General features: G+C 65.5%; 16 protein-coding genes and 2 riboswitches. Of the genes, 7 read left to right on the top strand and 9 right to left on the bottom strand.

The features are described from left to right. Positions 1-146 precede the first annotated feature (146 nt). Positions 147-620 (bottom strand): prepilin peptidase, encoded by a 474-nt coding sequence (locus FHR27_RS20440; RefSeq protein WP_179539412.1) that lies wholly within the window; start codon positions 618-620, stop codon positions 147-149. A gap of 103 nt (positions 621-723) precedes the next feature. Here FHR27_RS20440 and FHR27_RS20435 point away from each other — a divergent pair, with 103 nt between their 5' ends. Further along, on the top strand, positions 724-3,447 hold the full coding sequence (locus FHR27_RS20435; protein ID WP_179539411.1) for a PAS domain-containing protein: 2,724 nt from the start codon (positions 724-726) through the stop codon (positions 3,445-3,447). Between the two features lies 1 nt (position 3,448). After that, positions 3,449-3,763, top strand: a complete 315-nt coding sequence (locus FHR27_RS20430) for a hypothetical protein (RefSeq protein ID WP_179539410.1) — start codon at positions 3,449-3,451, stop codon at positions 3,761-3,763. Here FHR27_RS20430 and cobM read toward each other — a convergent pair. The 4 genes from cobM to FHR27_RS20410 all read right to left on the bottom strand — a co-directional run bounded on the left by cobM (position 3,726) and on the right by FHR27_RS20410 (position 5,946). Continuing rightward, the gene (gene cobM, locus FHR27_RS20425; protein ID WP_179539409.1) at positions 3,726-4,499 is read right to left on the bottom strand and encodes a precorrin-4 C(11)-methyltransferase; all 774 of its coding nucleotides are present in this window, start codon (positions 4,497-4,499) and stop codon (positions 3,726-3,728) included. The two genes, FHR27_RS20430 and cobM, sit on opposite strands and share 38 nt — an antisense overlap. A gap of 127 nt (positions 4,500-4,626) precedes the next feature. Beyond that, positions 4,627-5,034 (bottom strand): cobalamin biosynthesis protein, encoded by a 408-nt coding sequence (locus FHR27_RS20420; protein WP_042555870.1) that lies wholly within the window; start codon positions 5,032-5,034, stop codon positions 4,627-4,629. Beyond that, positions 5,031-5,750, bottom strand: coding sequence for a CbtA family protein (locus FHR27_RS20415; RefSeq protein WP_179539408.1), 720 nt, complete (start codon positions 5,748-5,750; stop codon positions 5,031-5,033). The genes FHR27_RS20420 and FHR27_RS20415 overlap by 4 nt, the downstream gene beginning before the upstream one ends. A gap of 10 nt (positions 5,751-5,760) precedes the next feature. Next, positions 5,761-5,946, bottom strand: coding sequence for a CbtB domain-containing protein (locus FHR27_RS20410; RefSeq protein ID WP_179539407.1), 186 nt, complete (start codon positions 5,944-5,946; stop codon positions 5,761-5,763). 100 nt (positions 5,947-6,046) lie between these two features. Continuing rightward, positions 6,047-6,248, bottom strand: a riboswitch (cobalamin riboswitch). A 118-nt stretch (positions 6,249-6,366) separates the two neighbouring features. Then, positions 6,367-6,550, top strand: a riboswitch (cobalamin riboswitch). 96 nt (positions 6,551-6,646) lie between these two features. On the opposite strand from FHR27_RS20410, the gene cobW reads away from it, so the two are divergent. After that, positions 6,647-7,696, top strand: a complete 1,050-nt coding sequence (gene cobW / locus FHR27_RS20405) for a cobalamin biosynthesis protein CobW (RefSeq protein ID WP_179539406.1) — start codon at positions 6,647-6,649, stop codon at positions 7,694-7,696. Positions 7,697-7,768: 72 nt separating this feature from the next. After that, complete coding sequence (gene cobN / locus FHR27_RS20400; RefSeq protein ID WP_179539405.1) at positions 7,769-11,497, top strand: cobaltochelatase subunit CobN; 3,729 nt, start codon at positions 7,769-7,771, stop codon at positions 11,495-11,497. A 333-nt stretch (positions 11,498-11,830) separates the two neighbouring features. Here the strand turns inward: cobN and FHR27_RS20395 are convergent, their stop codons facing one another. From FHR27_RS20395 to FHR27_RS20385, 4 genes are all read right to left on the bottom strand, one after another. Further along, positions 11,831-12,919 carry a 3-deoxy-7-phosphoheptulonate synthase gene (locus FHR27_RS20395; RefSeq protein ID WP_042555875.1) on the bottom strand — a complete coding sequence of 363 codons (1,089 nt, stop codon included), beginning with the start codon at positions 12,917-12,919 and terminating at the stop codon, positions 11,831-11,833. 271 nt (positions 12,920-13,190) lie between these two features. Continuing rightward, entirely contained in the window at positions 13,191-13,322 is a 132-nt protein-coding gene (locus tag FHR27_RS26995; protein WP_013793507.1) for a hypothetical protein, read from the bottom strand. Positions 13,323-13,349: 27 nt separating this feature from the next. Continuing rightward, positions 13,350-13,778: an NUDIX hydrolase gene (locus tag FHR27_RS20390; RefSeq protein WP_179539404.1), complete on the bottom strand. Its 429-nt coding sequence runs from the start codon at positions 13,776-13,778 to the stop codon at positions 13,350-13,352. Then, positions 13,778-14,356, bottom strand: coding sequence for an LOG family protein (locus tag FHR27_RS20385; protein WP_179539403.1), 579 nt, complete (start codon positions 14,354-14,356; stop codon positions 13,778-13,780). Before FHR27_RS20385 ends, FHR27_RS20390 begins: the two co-directional genes overlap by 1 nt. Before the next feature lie 122 nt (positions 14,357-14,478). On the opposite strand from FHR27_RS20385, the gene FHR27_RS20380 reads away from it, so the two are divergent. The 3 genes from FHR27_RS20380 (at position 14,479) to FHR27_RS20370 (ending at position 17,931) form a co-directional block, all read left to right on the top strand. Beyond that, a complete protein-coding gene (locus FHR27_RS20380) occupies positions 14,479-15,486 on the top strand; it encodes an ATP-binding protein (protein ID WP_179539402.1) in 1,008 nt (335 codons plus the stop codon). 26 nt (positions 15,487-15,512) lie between these two features. Next, on the top strand, positions 15,513-16,196 hold the full coding sequence (locus FHR27_RS20375) for a vWA domain-containing protein (RefSeq protein ID WP_179539401.1): 684 nt from the start codon (positions 15,513-15,515) through the stop codon (positions 16,194-16,196). 367 nt (positions 16,197-16,563) lie between these two features. After that, positions 16,564-17,931, top strand: a complete 1,368-nt coding sequence (locus FHR27_RS20370) for a leucine-rich repeat-containing protein kinase family protein (protein WP_179539400.1) — start codon at positions 16,564-16,566, stop codon at positions 17,929-17,931. Positions 17,932-17,933: the final 2 nt, after the last annotated feature.

Here is a 17,933-nt window from a genome sequence, read left to right as displayed (position 1 = left end):
CGAGAATAGCTATGCCTTAAGTTATAGTCAAAGTTATGCAGTCGAGCAGCGTGTGATTAGAAGGGGTTATCAGTTGTTGTGTTGCCATGGGCAGATCGGTATTTGTCTTTAGGTTCGACTATAAGTTGCCAGTTTTATGGCACCTGTTATTTGGCTATGAACCACAAGGTTGTAAGTGCGAATCCCAAGCACAGAAAGGGTGCATAGGGCGGCGCTTTGGCACTGGTCGTTCTAAGCGCCACCAGGCGTTGTGGAAGGGCCTGACGGATGCCAGGCCAGATGCGCACCAGCGTGACCCATGTGATCTGTACGAGCGCGGCAGCAATCACGCTGAACAGGAGATGTGCGGCATCGCTGGAAGCACCGAGGGCCACGAGCAGTTTCACGTCGGCCGAACCCATTTGCCGGCTCAGGTAGCCGGGCAGCGACAACAGGCATGCGATAGCGATCGCCAGTGCCACCGCTGGCGGGCTGGCGCCGGTCAGGCTGTTGCCTGACCACAGCAAGTAGGCCAGGGCGACGCAGAGGCCGCCCAGGGTCAGCAGGTTGGCGATCTTGCGGTGCTGAGCGTCCTGGAATGCGCAGGCGCCGAGCCAGCAGAGCAATACGATATAGGCCATGGATGCGCTGGGTGTCCGGGTTCAGGAAGGGCGATGCAGCCCGATCATGTCGACAGATATTTCGATCCGTCTGCGGCGCTAATCATGGTAGGTGGGCCGGACAATGCAAGTGTTCAAGGATTGGTTCAAGCGTGACCCCGAAGCGCAGGCGGCGCCGGAGGCGACAGTTGCACCCGTAGCGGTTTCCGCCAACAGCCCGTGTCTGAATCTTTCCATCGACGCCCTCGGGCGGGTGTTCGAGGTGTCCGGCAGCCTTTCGTACCGCCTGCCGATCGCGGTTTCCCAGGTGCTGCCGCTGGAGCAGTTGCTGCACGGCCAGAGCCGCTATCTGGTGACGGATCTGGCGGCCTTCGTGCAGCAGATGCTCGATCTTTCCTTCGTCACCCGTGACGGCAGCATCCTGCATACCCGCGGCTGGTTGAAGGCCGAAGTGCAGGGCTGGTCCCTGCAGGCCTTCGAGATCGGCGACTTTCTGGCCCGCTTGCAGGCCTGCGAACAGCGCCTGCAGGTGTTCTCGCAAATCAGCGCCGTGGCGCAGAGCATACGGGGGGCCGACCGGGTCGAGTTTCCGCGGCATGCCCACGAGTGGCTGGGCGCGATGGCCCAGGCGTTGCGACTGGCCTGCACGGCGCTGGCCCTGCCGGATGCGCAGCGGGGCGGCTGGCAGATCGTCGGTCATTACCGCGACGCGCTGACGCCGGTGTTCTGGGACGATGGCCAGCACCTGCCCCGTGAGCTGCAGCAGTACGCTGGGGACCAGCCCGTCCAGTGGTTGCGCGGTGGTGCGGATGTCACCGAATGGCACGCCGCGGACTCCGTCTGGCTGGTGCCCTATGCCGATCACCAGGGGATCCGGGCCTGGCTGCTGTGCTCGCCCTACATCGCCCACCAGAGCATGCCCGAGCTCAACACCCGTGACTGGCTGGACCTCTTTGCCCATGTCGCAGCGCCCCTGCTGCAACGCCTCGACGAGCAGGGTCGCCGGGTGCATGGCGAGCGTGTGGATATCCTGCAGAATCTGCTCGGCACCGGCTGGTGGGAATACATGCCGCGCAGTGGCGCGTTTCTCCTGGCCCCCAGCCTGATGCAGCGCTTCGGTTTCGACCCACGCGCAGCGGTGGCCCTGGCCGACTGGCTGGAGCTGCTCAACCCGGCGGACCGCGACGAGTTCCGCATCCGCCTGGGGGATGCCGAGATGAGCGGTCGCGCCTTCGAACAGGTGGTGCGTCTGCGTGACGCCGCCGGGGAGCTGTGCTGGTTCCGCATCCATACGCGGATTCTCAATGCCAACGGCCAGCGGCGCATCGTCGGCGCGGTGCTGGACATCAACGACATGAAACTCAAGGAGGTGGAGGCGGATGCGGCGACCACTCGCCTGAAGAGTCTGGTCGCCAGCGCGCCAGCGCTGATCTACGTGAATCGCTACGAAGAGGGCGTCTTCGTGCCGGTGTTCTGCAGCGATAGCAGCAGCGCGTTGCTGGGCTGGACACTGGAGGATTTCGTGCAGCGCAGCATGGCCGACTTCATCCACCCCGATGACCGGGACATCTATTTCGCCCACACCCGCACGCTGCTCAGCCAGGGCGCCGCCAGCTCTCGCTATCGGCTGATCGACCGCGATGGCCGCTACCACTGGCTGCAGGACGAAGCCAAACTGCTGCGTGATGAGCGCGGTATTCCCGTGGAAGCGGTCGGCCTCTGCCTGGACGTGACCGAGGCTGCCCAGGCCGCCGAGCGGATTCGCGAGAGCGAGGAGCGCTATCGAATCCTGGTGGAAGACTCGCCGGCGATCATCTGCCGCTACCGACCCGATCTCACCCTGGTCTACGCCAACCGACCGTTGGCGCAGTATCTGGGCATCCGCCAGGAAAACCTGCCGGGCACCAGCCTGGCGACCTATCTGTCGGCCCAGGAACTGACCCAGTTTCGCGAGCGCCATCGGCAGCTGACGCCCGCCGAGCCGGTTTCCACGGCACTGGTGCGCATGGATTTGCCGGGGCGCGAACATATCTGGTGGGTGCTGGCCGAGCGTGCCGTGTTCGACGAGCACGGCAAGCTGCTCGAGGTGCAGGCTGTCGGGCGTGACGACACGGAACTGCAGAAGGCCCGGCAGATGCTCAATCAGAGCGCCAAGATGGCGGTGCTGGGCGAGATGGCCACCGGGCTGGCCCACGAGATCAACCAGCCGCTGAACGTCATGCGCATCGCCCTGACCAACACCCTGAAGGGTGTGGAAAACGGTTCGGCCAACCCTGATTACCTGAAGAACAAACTGGGGCGTATCGAACAGCAGATCACCCGGGCGGCGAAGATCGTCAACCACATGCGCATCTTCGGGCGGCGCTCCGAGGTCGAGGACGATCTGTTCAGCCCCGACGAGGCCATCGAGGGCGCCCTGACGCTGATTCGCGAAGGCGAAATCGCACGCGATATCGACCTGACCCTCGACCTCTGCGGTTCTCCACAAGTGCGTGGTCATGCCGACCAGCTCGAGCAGGTCATCATCAACCTGCTGGTCAACGCCAAGGATGCGCTGCTCAGCGCACGGGAAAAGCAGCCCGAACTGGAGCCGCGCATCCTCCTGCGCAGCGAGCTCAGCGAGGACAAGGTGGTCGTGCAGGTTCAGGACAATGCGGGCGGTATCGACCCACTGCTGCTGGATCGGGTCTTCGATCCGTTCTTCACCACCAAGCCAGTGGGCAAGGGCACCGGGCTGGGGCTGTCGGTCAGCTACGGGCTGGTCAACCAGATGGGTGGCAAGCTCAGCGTGAGCAACCAGGAGGGTGGTGCCTGCTTCCGTATCGAGCTGCCGGTGGTCGTCACCTGACATGAGTGACTGGGTGGATGCGTTGTATCGCTGTTGCGACGGCGTGCTGAGTGGCGATCAGGCGCTGATCGGGCAACTGCGCGACGCCGGCTTCGACTGCCGGGAGGGCTGCTGGAGTTTCCGTCTGCCCGCGCTGCATGCCTGGCTGATCGATCAAACGGCCACCCGTAACGAGCCTGATTACCCGAGCTTCCTGCAGCGCCTGTACGCCAGCGATCTCAACGCTCGTCTCGCCCGCCAGGGCGCGCAGATCGTCATCGCCGACAATCGCGGCAAGGTCAGCGAGAGTCTGTATCGTCTGCAACGCCAGCCCTGAACAGGTGGCGATGGCGCTCGTTGTACAGCGCCGAGTCGGCGAAGTCGTCGGCGCCCAGCACCCTGCCGACCAGAATCAGCGCGGTGCGACGAAAGCCCTTGGCGCTGACCTTGGCCTCGATATCGGCGAGGGTGCCGAGCACCCAGTCCTGATCCGGCCAGCTGGCGCGATGCACCACCGCGATCGGGCAACTGGCCCCATAGTGAGGCAACAGGTCGCCGACGATCTTCGGCAGATGCTGAACACCCAGGTGGATCGCCATGGTCGCACCGTGCCGCGCCAGATCGTGCAACTGCTCGCCTTCGGGCATTGGTGATTTGCTGGCATAGCGGGTGAGGATCACCGTCTGGGAAACGGCCGGCAGCGTCAGCTCGCTTTCCAGCAGCGCGGCGCAGGCTGCCGTGGCCGTGACGCCGGGGATGATCTCGAAGGGAATGCTCAGGGCGCGCAGGTGACGAATCTGCTCACCGATGGCGCCGTACAGCGATGGGTCTCCCGAATGCACCCGTGCCACGTCTTCGCCGCGTGCATGGGCCGCCTGCAGCAGGGCGACGATTTCATCGAGATGCAATTCGGCGGTGTTCACCACCAGGCTGGCCTGATGGCCGTCGAGCAACGCTTCCGGCACCAGGGAACCGGCGTAGAGAATTACCGGGCAGGAGCGAATCAGGCGCTGGCCCTTCACGGTGATCAGTTCGGGGTCGCCGGGGCCGGCGCCGATGAAGTAGACGGTCATGCGAATCCTGGGTGTAGGGTGGAAGACGCTTTTCTCTTCCACCGTGTTGTTCGGCTTATCCGGTCATTCGGCGGGGGATCGCCATCCGGCGGATCGAGAAAGCGTGGACTACGCGTCCCGATCCACCCTACGGATCGCTGCGGGCAACGGCCAGTGTGGCGTTGGCGCTCTTGCGCTTGGTTATCCACAGGCGAGCGGGGCGATTGCTCAAGCGCTCGACCAAGGCCAGGGCGCTGGCTTCGGCAACGCTCGGGCTGCCAGTGACATGCAGGGCGATGGCCGAGGTCTGGCTCAGGCGCTCATGGTAACCCGTCAGCGCATCGGTGGGCAGGAAGCTGATGGGCAGGCCCAGATGCTCGGCCAACTGCAGCAACCCGGGCTCGTCAGCCTTGTGGTCGCTGCTGGCCAGCGCCGTCAGCTCGGCAGTGCTCGAGCCATGCTCGGCCAGCGTATCGTCGAGCAAGGCCAGCAGCTCGCTCAGCGAACACCCGCGCCGGCAACCCAGGCCGGCGACGAGGGTCGAGCGCTCGTTCATTCTGCGTGTCGAGTGCGGCCATGGAACCAGGCGGCAGCCAGCCCCAGAGCAGCCCAGAACGCAGCGTTGGTGAGCAGCGAGGCAAGGATGAATTCGTGCTCCAGCGCTTCGGGTGCCAGGCTTTCATGCACCTCAGGCTGCGGTGCGCCGATCACATGGGGCAGCGCCAGAATCACCAGGCCAAGTATGCGCAGCAGCCAGTTGCCGCCAAATGCCAGCAGCGCCAGGCCTGCAGCGGTCGAAGCTGCGGTACCGATCCACCAGTACTGGCGCAGCAGCAATTCGGCCGCAGCGGTACCTGGCAGCTCCGGCGGCAAGCCGCTCGAGGGCGCGAGCACGAAAGTGGCGAAACCGGCCAGGCCCCAGAGCAGGCCCTGCCAGGTTCTCTCGGGGGCGCGCAGGGTGAACAGGCCGGCGAGCATCAGCGCGAAGCCCACACCTACCACCAGGTTGCTCAAGCCTGTGGATAACAGCCGTTGCCAGCCATCTTCCGGTGCCCATGCTTCACCGTCATGGCTGTGAGCGCCAGCGGCGCCATGATCGTGAGCGGCGCTTGCGGTGTCGTGGTTGTGTTCGATGCTGGCCGCGGGCTCGACGACTTCGAACGTCTCGGCATGCAGGATCAGCGGGGTTATCCACAGGCTCTGCAGCAAGGTCAGCACGATGGCAGCGAGCAGGCCGGCGAAGCCTGCGGTCTGGGCGATGCGCTTGATCATCCTGGCGTCCTCAGTGGCACGGGAACGCGGCGCTATGCCGGGTATCGTGGGCCGCATTGTGCAAGGCTTCGACGTGGGAGAAGCCGGCGAAGAAGATCAGCACGGCGCCCAGCACGCAGCTGCCAACGGCAAGCAGAATACGCTGTGACAGGGGAAGTGCAGGTGCGCTGGAGTGCGAGATGGCGCTGCTGGACATGGTCGTGAACCTTCACTATGAGGTGAACGGCACAGCAGGGACGCAGCGAGCCCGCCCGCATAACGGGCAGCTATCGGCGCGTGCCCGCCCACCGCGGGTTGCCAAACAGAGGATTCAGGCCGGTCTCCGGGCTCACGATGATCACTGGGCAGTGATAAGGATCGGCCTTCCCATGCTTTCGCACAGTGGCCACGACGATCCTGACATTCGCTTACCGTTGCGGGGGCAGCGCCGGACTCGAACCGGCTTCCCGTTTCACCTCACGCACGGCGGCGTGAGACACCTGAAACAACCGCGCAAGAACACCACGAAGCGGCAAGTGCGTCAATATGTTGCAGATTCAGGCTCTGTGGACGTTTCAGCACGACCGCGTTGAAACGTCCACGGACCCTAGCGATTGACCGTGTCGCAGGCTCTGCGTAGCCTTGTGCTCTTCGAGGTTCTCCATCGATAGGTATGGAGCTAAGAGGGAACACGGCAAGCCGTGGCTGCCCCCGCAACTGTAAGCAGCGAGCGCATCGCCAATCGCCACTGGGAAACCGGGAAGGCCGGCTACGCGCCATGACCTGTGAGCCAGGAGACCTGCCTCGATAACGCTTTCGACAACCGGGCGGGGTGATCCGGTGATGCCTTCGCCAGCCTCGGCTGGCGCCTGCCATCCTATTGCCCGCTCGCCGTTCATTCAGACGCAGGGCCAATCATGAAAACGCTCGCCAAACTACCCGTCACCATCGTCACCGGCTTTCTCGGTGCTGGTAAGACCACCTTGCTGCGGCACATGCTTGAAAACGCCGAGGGCCGTCGCATTGCGGTGATCGTCAACGAGTTCGGTGAACTGGGTATCGACGGTGAGATCCTCAAGCAATGCACCATCGGCTGCACCGAGGAAGAAGCCAACGGTCGGGTTTTCGAACTGGCCAACGGCTGTCTGTGCTGCACCGTGCAGGAAGAGTTCTTCCCGGTGATGCGCGAACTGGTGGAGCGTCGCGGCGACCTCGACCATATCCTGATCGAAACCAGCGGCCTGGCCCTGCCCAAGCCGCTGGTCCAGGCCTTCAACTGGCCGGAAATCCGCAACGCCTGCACCGTCGATGCGGTGATCACCGTGGTCGACAGCCCGGCGGTGGCTGCCGGCACCTTCGCTGCCTTCCCCGATCAGGTCGATGCCCAGCGTAAGCTCGATCCCAACCTCGATCATGAGTCGCCCCTGCACGAACTGTTCGCCGACCAGCTGGCGAGCGCCGATCTGGTGATCCTCAACAAGGCCGATCTGCTCGATGCCGAGACCCTGGCAGCGGTGCGCGCCGAAGTCGGCGAAGAGCTGCCGCCAGCGGTCAAGGTGGTGGAGGCCCATGGCGGCTCGTTGCCGCTCAATGTGCTGCTGGGCCTGAACAGCGAGACCGAGTTGCATATCGAAGGTCGTCGCACCCACCATGACGATGAAGGCGACGACCACGATCACGACGAGTTCGACTCGTTCCACGTGGAACTACCGGAAGCCGATGAAGCCCGCCTGCTGGCCGCGCTGAAGGATGTGGTCGGCAAACACGGCATCCTGCGCATCAAGGGTTTCGTCGCCGTGCCGAACAAACCCATGCGTCTGCTTCTGCAAGGGGTCGGCCTGCGTTTCGACAAGCATTTCGACCGCGCCTGGAAGGCCGATGAAGCGCGGGTTACCCGCCTGATCGTGATCGGCCAGGAGCTCGACCACACGGCCATCGCGGCTGAGCTGAAAGCTGCGCTGGTATAACCATGATCGCCCGCAAGGGGCTCCTGCGGTTCGCGTAGGAGCCCGCTTGCGGGCGATGCCTTAGGCGAGAATATGCACCTCCTGCGCACCCAGCCCGGCCAGTCGCTGCCGGCCGACAGCATCGCCGACCTCGGCCAGACCCCCGCCGAGCTGGTGGTGCTGTGCACCGGTGATTCGCACCTGTCGCTGCTGGCCGAGGTCGCCCGTCATCTGCCCGAGGATTACCCCAGCCTGCGCCTGGCCAGCCCGGCGCAGCTGAGTAACAACGCCTCGGTGGACTTCTACGTCGAGAAGGTCCTGCAGCATGCCAAGGTCATTCTGATTTCCGTGCACGGCGGTGTCAGTTACTGGCGCTATGGCATCCAGCGGCTGGTGGAGCTGGCGGGGCAGGGCAAGACGCTGATTCTCGTGCCTGGCGACGACAGCCCCGATCCGGAATTGACCGGCTTGGGCAATGTCGCCGGCGAAGACGCCGAGCGGCTCTGGCAATACCTGCGTCAGGGTGGTGTGGATAACGCGCGGCAGTTTTTCCATTGCATCGCTGATCGCTATCTTGGCGGGCATTACGGCAGCCAGCCTCCTCGAGCGCTACCGCGGGTCGGCCTGTATCACCCGCACCTGGGCAATGCGTCGCTGCAGGATTGGCGTGCCAGCTGGCAGCCGGATGCGCCCGTTGCCGCGCTGCTGTTCTACCGCACCCATGTGCAGGCCGCCAACACCGCCTTCGTCGACACCTTCTGCCAGCGGCTGCAGGCCCAGGGCCTCAATCCATTGCCCATCGCCGTGGCCAGCCTCAAGGAGGCTGCCTGCCTGGCGCAGGTCGAGGATTGGCTGGACGAAGCTGGCGTGAGCGTGATCCTCAACACCACCGGTTTCGCACAATCCAACCCGGAATCGCCCCAGGCGCGGCCGTTCCGCCGTGATGTGCCGGTGCTGCAGGCGCTTTGCGCGCTGGACAGCGAAGAGCAGTGGCAAGGTAACGCTCAGGGCCTTGGCCCCCGTGACCTGGCCATGCATATCGCGCTGCCGGAGCTGGACGGCCGACTGATCACCCGGCCGATCAGTTTCAAGGGCCTGGCCTGGCGCAGCGATCGCAGCCAGAGCGATGTGGTCTGCTACCGCGCGCACTTGCCTGGCATGGATTTCGTCGCCGAACTGGCGCGGCGCTGGTGCGAGTTGCAGCGCACGCCGGCTGCGCACAAGCGTGTCGCCCTGGTGCTGGCCAACTACCCAACCCGCGACGGGCGCATCGGCAACGGCGTCGGCCTGGATACCCCGGCGGCGGCCCTGAATATCCTCCAGGCCTTGCAGCAGCGGGGGTACCCGGTAGAGTCCTTGCCGGACAGCGGCACCGCGCTGATCCATCAGTTGCTCGGTGGCGTGACCAACGATCTCGACAACCTCGACCTGCGGCCCTGTGCGCAAAGCCTGGCCCTGGACGCCTACCAGACGTTCTTCGCAGCCTTGCCCGAGGCCAATCGCCAGGCGGTGCTGGAGCGCTGGGGCGCACCGGAAAACGACCCGATGTTCCGCGAGGGTCGGCTGATGATCGCCGGCCTGCGCTTCGGCCTGACCTTCGTCGGCATCCAGCCGGCGCGGGGTTATCAGGTGGATGCGGCGGCGGTTTATCACGACCCCGATCTTGTGCCACCGCATGGCTACCTGGCCTTCTATTGCTGGATGCGCCAGGTGTTCGCCGCCCAGGCGGTGATCCATGTCGGCAAGCACGGCAACCTGGAGTGGCTGCCGGGCAAGAGCGTCGGCCTGTCCGAAAGCTGCTGGCCGACGGCGATCCTCGGTGCCCTGCCGAACATCTACCCCTTCATCGTCAACGATCCTGGCGAAGGTGCCCAGGCCAAGCGCCGCACACAGGCGGTGATCATCGACCACCTGATGCCGCCGTTGACGCGCGCCGAGAGTTACGGTCCGCTGCGCGATCTGGAGCGTCTGGCCGATGAGTACTACGACGCCAGCCAGCTCGATCTGCGCCGCGCCGGTGAGCTGCGCGGCGAGATTCTGCAGAAGGTCCGCGAGGCCAGCCTCGATCGTGAGCTGGGCTTGCAGCTCAATGACGACCCCGCCAGCTGGTTGCCGCAGCTCGACGCCTACCTGTGCGACCTCAAGGAGTCGCAGATTCGCGATGGCCTGCATGTGTTCGGCGAATCACCGGCCGGCACGCTGCGCCGCGACACCCTGCTGGCCCTGCTGCGCATCCCTCGCGGCGATGGCCAGGGCGGCAATGCCAGCCTGCTGCGTGCCCTGGCCCATGACCTGGCGCTGGACTTCGACCCCCTCGATTGCGACATGGCCGCGCCGTGGACGGGCCCGCGCCCGAAAATTTTGGCTGATCTGAGCGATGAGCCCTGGCGCACTCTGGGCGATACCCGGGAGCGCCTGGAGCTGCTGGGGTTACGGCTGATCGAGGGTGAGCGGTCCGCTGGCCCGAGCAGTGACGCAGTGCTGCACACCCTGCGCAGCCATATCGCGCCGCTGCTGGACGCCTGTGGCGATGCCGAGATGCATGGCCTGCTCGATGCCCTCGATGGCCGCTTCGTGCCCTCCGGCCCCAGCGGCGCGCCGAGTCGTGGGCGCCTCGACGTGCTACCCACCGGGCGTAATTTCTATTCCGTGGACGTGCGCAACCTGCCTACGCCCACGGCCTGGCGCCTCGGTGTGCAGGCAGCCGACCGCCTGCTCGAACGTCACCTGCAGGACGAAGGCGACCACTTGCGCCAGCTCGGCCTGTCGGTGTGGGGCACCGCGACCATGCGTACCGGTGGCGATGATATCGCCCAGGCCATGGCCCTGATGGGCGTGCGCCCGGTATGGCAGGCGGGTAGCCAGCGGGTCGAGCGCTTCGACGTGCTGCCCCTCGAGCAGCTCGGGCGTCCGCGTGTCGACGTGACCCTGAGGGTCTCCGGCTTCTTCCGTGATGCCTTCGCCAACCTGATCCGCCTGTTCGATGACGCCGTGCAGGCGGTCGCCGATCTGGACGAGTCGCCGGACATGAACCCGCTGTCAGCGCGGGTCTGGCAGGAAGCCCTGGCGCTGCAGGATGGTGGGCTGGACGAGCTCGAGGCACGGCGTCAGGCCGGCTGGCGGATCTTCGGCTCCAAGCCCGGCGCCTATGGTGCTGGCGTGCAGAACGCCATCGAAGAGCGCCTCTGGGAGAGCCGCGCGGATCTTGCCGAGGTGTACCTGAACTGGGGCGGCTACGCCTACGGCAAAGGCAGCGAAGGTACGCCCGCACGGGGCCAGTTCGCCGAGCGCCTGGAGCATCTGCAGGCGGTGCTGCACAACCAGGACAACCGCGAGCACGACATCCTCGACTCCAACGACTATTACCAGTTTCAGGGCGGCATGCTGGCGGCGGTGGAAACCCTGCGGGGGGCCAAGGTAGCCAGCTACCACGGCGACAACAGCCAGCCCGATACGCCGCGCATCCGCACCCTCAAGCAGGAGCTGGCCCGCGTGGTGCGCGCCCGTGCGGCCAACCCGAAGTGGATCGAAGGCATGAAGCGCCACGGCTACAAAGGTGCGTTCGAGCTGGCCGCGACCATCGACTACCTGTTCGCCTTCGACGCCACCAGCGAGCTGGTCGATGACCATCAGTACGCCCTGCTCACCGACGCCTACCTGATGGACAGAGACACCCGCGACTTCATCCAGCAGCACAACCCCGGTGCCCTGCAGGACATCATCGAACGTCTGCTCGAAGCCCAGCAGCGCGGCATGTGGCAGGAGCCGGGCGACTATCGCGAAGCCCTCGAAAACCTGCTCCTCGACAGTGAAGAACGCTGAGGTTTTTGGCGCGTTGGCTGAAAAGTGGCGAAAGCGGACCTTCGATTTGGTGGGCTAAAGCCCACCCTACGGCTAGATGCGCGGCTGTAGGGTGGGCTTTAGCCCACCAATTGGCCCCCGACTACGAACGGCTGCTATCGCCTCGAAGCTGCCTTCAGGCGTAGGGTGGACGACGCTTCACCTACGCAGCCCGATCCGTCCACCGCTTCACGATCGCAAGGGTGGACGACGCAGGGCTGGGCGTTTCAGAGGGCCTGATCGATGAGCCGTCATTCGCTCGGGTCGAGTGCAGCGACACCCGGGAGAGTGTCCTGGGTATCGCTGCGCCTGGCGTTAGACCAGATGACGCATGCGCACGGCGGCGTCGATCAGCATGCGCTCGGTGCCGGTCCAGCCGAGGCAGCCGTCGGTGATCGATACACCGTAGCGCAGCTCGCCACCGAGGCTCTGAGCGCCATCGAGCAGGTGGCTTTCGATCATCACCGCACGCAGGGCGCCGTCGCCGGCCAGGCGCTGGTCGAGCACGCTGCGCAGCACGTCGGGCTGGCGCAGCGGGTTCTTGCCGCTGTTGGCGTGGCTGCAGTCGACCATGATCCGTGGCGCGATGCCCTGGCGCTCCAGCTCGGCGCGGGCAATGGCGATGCTGGCAGCGTCGTAGTTCGGCGCGCCGTGGCCGCCGCGCAGCACCAGATGGGTGTCCGGGTTGCCGTGGGTCTGCACCAGCGCTGGCCGGCCGTGGCCATCGACGCCGAAGTGCTGGTGCGCATGGGCCGCCGAGCGCATGGCGTCGCAGGCGATGCCGAGGCTGCCGTCGGTGCCGTTCTTGAAGCCCACCGGCATCTCCAGACCGCTGACCAGCTCGCGGTGCACCTGGGATTCACTGGTGCGTGCGCCAATCGCCGCCCAGCCGAGCAGGTCGTCGAAGTACCCAGCCACCAGCGGCTGCAGAATCTCGCTGGCCAGTGGCAGGCCAAGCTCGAGCATGCGCAGCATCAATTTTCGCGAGCGGCGCAGGCCTTCGGCCATGTCGCCGCTGCCATCCAGCGCCGGGTCGTAGACCAGCCCCTTCCAGCCCACCGTGGTGCGCGGTTTTTCGACGTAGGCGCGCATCACCAGTAGCAGACGATCACCCACTCGTTGGCTGAGGGCGGCCAAGCGCTCGGCGTATTCGAGTACGGCGGCGTCGTCGTGCAGGGAGCAGGGGCCGACCACTACCAGCAGACGTGGGTCGTGACCATCGAGGATGGCGCGGATCGAGTGGCGCTGTTGCTGCACCTGGCGCGCGAGCGCAGCGCAGAGTGGCAGCTCTTCGCGCAACTGGGTGGCGCTGGGCAACGGCGAGGTCTGGCGGCGGGTCTTGGTGTCGACCAGATGCAGATCGGCGGGTTTGGCGGTGGAGCGGGAATTGACGGCTACGGACATGGTGGTTTCCTCGGCCGGCGCGGACGTTACCGCGCGCGGCGCACTATCTGGCTCGATGGGATGTTCGATTGAGTGGTTGAGCGGCGTGAGCGCCGGTAAATCGCCAGCTGTAGCGGTAATCGTTTTGGTAGGTGGTGTAGGCGGTCATGGTGAAATCCTCTGTGAACAATCGATGTGCCGGAAAAAACAAAACCCCCGGTCGGGAGGCCGACCGGGGGTTTCGAGAAACTGTCTGGTGGCGACCCTGAGTTGCTAGGGCGCCTGTGGGGTATCAGGCGCGCCTGTGGCTAAACCAATACCCATAAAAATACGAGGCCGCTGCGACCACGGATGCCTGGGCACGCGCGATCACGATGCAGGCTGCATCGAGGCGGGTGGCGTTCAGAATCGGGGAAGTGGACATGTGCGGCTCCGTTGAATGGGCTCGACGTTAATTCATCGCGGTGGTCGATTGCAAGCGCCGTTCGCTGAGCGCGGGCAATGCACGGCGGGTCGCCACGGTCAGCGGCTCGGGCAGACTGTCCAGTGCGAACCAGCCGATGTCGTCGTGTTTGTCGGGCTCTACGTTGCGTACGTCACCCTCGAAGGTATCGGCCAGATAGACCGGCGCCAGCCAGTGTTCGCCGCGCTGCGCATCGATCTGATCGACCACGCAGAGCAGCCTCAGTGACGTCAGGCGGATGGCGAGTTCTTCCTCGATCTCGCGGCGTACCGCCTGCTCGACCGGCTCCAGCCAGTCCACCTTGCCGCCGGGCAACCCCCAGCAGCCGGCCTCCGGCTCACGCAGGCGGCGCACCAGCAGCAGGCGCCCGTCCTGCACGATGGCCGCCCCACAACCCAGGCGTGGTTGCTCGTTCATCAGGTTTCCTGCCGGCCGATCCATTTGCCCACCTGCGGCGCTTCATAGCCGTTGATCGCCTTCAGCAGTGCGTCGATGTCCTGTTCGACGATCAGCATCTCGCGGTGCGGCGCCTTGACGAAGGCTTCGTCGACCATGTGGTCGAGGAAGGCGCTGAGGCGGTCGTAGTAGCCATTGATGTTGAGCAGTGCGCAGGGTTTGCGGTGGTGGCCCAGTTGTGCCCAGGTCCATACCTCGAACAGTTCTTCGAGGGTGCCGACGCCGCCCGGCAGGGCGATGAAACCATCGGACAATTCGGCCATCAGCGCTTTGCGCTGATGCATGGAGTCGACGATTCGCAGGTCATCGAGGCCGGTGTGGGCCACTTCCTTTTCCCACAGCGAACGCGGAATCACGCCGATCACCTCGCCACCGGCCTCCAGCGCCGCGTCGGCCACGGCGCCCATCAGACCGACGGACGCGCCGCCATACACCAGGCCGATGCCGGCTTTGGCCAGCGTTTGGCCGAGGCGGGTAGCCGCCTCGATATAGACGGGATTGGTGCCCGCATTGGAACCGCAGAAAATGCACAGGCGCATCTGAGTCTCCCTGGATAAATCGCACGCGACAGCATCGCGAAACCGCCGACCATAGCAGAACAGCGGGGTGGGATTCGACCGCCCGCTGCTACAATGGCGGCTTTGCTCAGCCGGATTGCGCCATGACCGATAACGCCCACTTCCCCCTTGCCGCCGTGGTCGGTGCCGACTCGCTGAAGTTGGCGCTGTGCCTGGTGGCGGTCGATCCGGCAATCGGCGGGGTGCTGATCGAAGGCCCGCGGGGCATGGCCAAATCGACCCTGGCCCGCGGCCTGGCCGAGCTGCTGGAGAGCGGCGTGTTCGTTACCCTGCCGCTGGGTGCCAGCGAGGAGCGCATTGTCGGTACGCTCGATCTGGACGCTGCCCTTGGCGAAAGCCGCGCGCAGTTCTCGCCCGGCCTGCTGAGCAAGGCCGATGGTGGGGTGCTGTATGTGGATGAAGTCAATCTGCTGCCCGATCATCTGGTCGATCTGCTGCTCGATGCGGCAGCCAGTGGCGTCAATCATGTCGAGCGTGACGGTATCTCTCATCGCCACAGTGCGCGCTTCATCCTGATCGGCACCATGAACGCCGAAGAGGGCGAGCTGCGCCCGCAACTGCTCGACCGCTTCGGCCTCAACCTGGCGCTGGATGGCCAGCCGCAACCGGGGGCGCGGGCCGACATCGTCCGCCGCCGCCTGGCTTTCGATGCCGACCCCCAGGCGTTCATCGCGCAGTGGGCCGAGCAGCAGGCGGCACTGGCCGAGCGGTGTGAACAGGCCCGTGCTCAGGTAGCGCGCATCGCGCTCGACGATCAGGCATTGGAGGCGATCACCGAGCGCTGTTTCGAGGCCGGTGTCGATGGCTTGCGTGCCGATCTGGTCTGGTTGCGCGCGGCCCGTGCCCATGCGGCCTGGCGTGGCGCGACGGGTATCGAGCCTGTGGATATCGATGCGGTCGAGGACTTCGTGCTGCGCCATCGCCGTCGGCACACGCCCCCCCGGCAGCAGGCTCAGCCGCCGGCCAGCCCTCCCGCCCAGGCGCCGAGCGAGCAGCCCGCAGCGGGCGACGGTCAGTGGGGCGAGTTGCCGCCGCAAGCGCAGACCGCCGGCGAGCGCCGTGAACCGCCGCGCTGGGCAAAAAAGCCCTAGGCATCCCCCCGCGTGCCAGAGCGGGGATGGATGCGAAGCCGGCCCCCGGCAAACAGGCACAGGGCCGCCGTGGTGCCAGGCAGCGTGGTGCCAGCGGCGCCATCGACTGGCTTGCCACCTTGTTGCAAGGCAAGCCGAAGCGTCGTGCGGATTTGCAGCATTGGTCCCGAAGCAGCGCACCGACACAGCTATGGCTGATTGTCGTCGATGCTTCGGCCTCGACCCGGCGTCACGGTGCGCTGGGCAAGGCTAAGGGGTTGCTCGCCGAAGTCTTCGAGCGGGCCTACCGCGAGCGTGCGCGGATCGCCGTGCTGGACGCCCAGGGAACACGACCGCAATGGCACTGGCAGGGCCAGAAGGCGTGCGGCGCTCTGCAACAATGGCTGGTGGAGCTCGGGGCCGGTGGCGGCAGCCCGTTGATCCCGGCATTGCAGGACGCCCATGGCTGGCTGCAGCGGCGTCAGCGTCTCAAGCCGGGTGAGGAGCAACGCCTGCTGGTGGTCACCGACGGGCGCTTGCGGGAATGGCCAGCCCTGCCGCCCAGCCCCTGTCCGGCGACACTGGTGGATATCGAATGCGCGCCGATCCGTCTGGGCCGCGCTGCGCAACTGGCAGATGAGCTGGGCGCCGAGTACCGGCACATCGACTCGTTAGGGCCTGTTAACGCTACCGCGCAAGCCGCGTTGCTGCGCAAAATCTCGCCAGGCTAGGCGGAGGACGCAGGGAATGGTTGTTCCCTTGCCAAGTCCTCCAACAACGCATGGCGAGATTTTTCGCGCAACCCACAGGGCCGGGCCCGTTTTGCCGCGATACGGCGTTTCTCGCCGGCTCATTTAGCCCGCTAAACTTCGCGGCTCGTGCCTTGCCTCGCGGCAAAACGGGCTCCGGCGCGGTCGTGCGGTAGTGTTAACAGGCCCTAGGCCCGTGATACGGCGCTGACCCCGCCGCTGACCTGTCGCGATGCATGCCTTTGGACAACTGTTCGGCAAACGGGAAATTTTTCTTCTGGGCACTGGGTGGCCAAGGGCCATGATCGCTTAGAATGGCAGGCTCCTTCCTGCCCGAGCCTGCGCCAGCATGCATACCCTCGATCAATTGCGTGCCGGCCAGCTCCATGGCATCACCCGTCTCGACCTGTGCGCCGCGCTGGAGCGGTTTCCCGAGGAAATCTACACGCTGGCCGACAGCCTCGAAGTGCTCAACCTGAGCGGCAACCTGCTGAGCGATTTGCCCCACGACCTGCACCGGCTGCATCGTCTGCAGGTGTTGTTCTGCTCCAACAATCGCTTCGAGCATGTGCCGGAGTCGGTGGGTCGCTGCCTGTCGTTGCGCATGGTGGGTTTCAAGTCCAACCGTATTCGTGAGTTGTCCGAGAAGGCCCTACCTCCGCACCTGCGCTGGCTGATCCTGACCGACAACTGCCTGGAGAGTCTGCCTGAAGCCCTCGGCGACTGCGTCGAACTGCAGAAACTGATGCTCGCCGGCAATCGCCTGAGTGCATTGCCCGCCAGCCTGGCGCGCCTGGAGAAGCTGGAGTTGCTGCGCATCGCCGCCAATCGACTACCCGGCTTGCCGGATGCGCTGCTGGATCTGCCCCGCCTGGCCTGGCTGGCCTACGCCGGTAATCCTTTCGACAGCAGTGCGGCATTCGAGTCCCTGGCACCCGAGGTGCCGTGGCAGGAGTTGCAGGTGGGTGAGGTGCTGGGTCAGGGCGCGTCCGGCATCATTCACCATGCCCGCTGGCAGCGGCCGGATGGCGCGTGCGAGGCTGTGGCGCTCAAACTGTTCAAGGGCCAGATGACCAGCGACGGTACCCCGGACAGCGAAATGCGCGCCTGCCTCGCCGCCGGGCGCCACCCGAATCTGATCGACGTACTCGGGCGTCTCGCTGCGGCACCCGAAGGCGAGCAGGGGCTGCTACTGGGCCTCGTCGATCCGCGGTTCAGCACCCTGGCCGGGCCGCCGAGCCTGGAGAGCTGCAGCCGTGACACCTATCCGTCAGCCTGGCGGGCGCCCTTCGCTCAGGCGTTGCGAGTGGTCTGCGGCATCGCCTCGGCGTTGCGTCACCTGCATGCGCAGGGCATTTCCCACGGCGACCTCTACGGCCACAACATCCTGCTCGATGACGCTGGCGAGGTGCTGCTCGGTGACTTCGGTGCCGCGTCGTTCCAGCCCCCGGCGGCCCCCTGGCAACACGCAGCCGTGCAGCGCATCGAGGTGCGCGCCTTTGGCATTCTGCTCGAAGAGTTGCTCACCCGAAGCGAAGTGCCCGCGCTCTACGCGGCGCTGCTGGAAGAGCTGGTGATGCGTTGCCAGCAACCGCAGGTCAGTGCCCGACCCGACTTCATCGAAATCGATACGACGCTGGCGCGTCTGTTGGCCATGCAATCGGGCAACCGCGATGAGTCGAGCGCTGGCGTCGAGACGGATCTGCTGCCGATCTGATT

The organism is Pseudomonas flavescens (genome assembly GCF_013408425.1).
GTDB lineage: Bacteria > Pseudomonadota > Gammaproteobacteria > Pseudomonadales > Pseudomonadaceae > Aquipseudomonas > Aquipseudomonas fulva_A.
The sequence above is the reverse complement of the archived record's forward strand: the minus strand, read 5'-3'. Positions and strand labels throughout refer to the sequence as shown.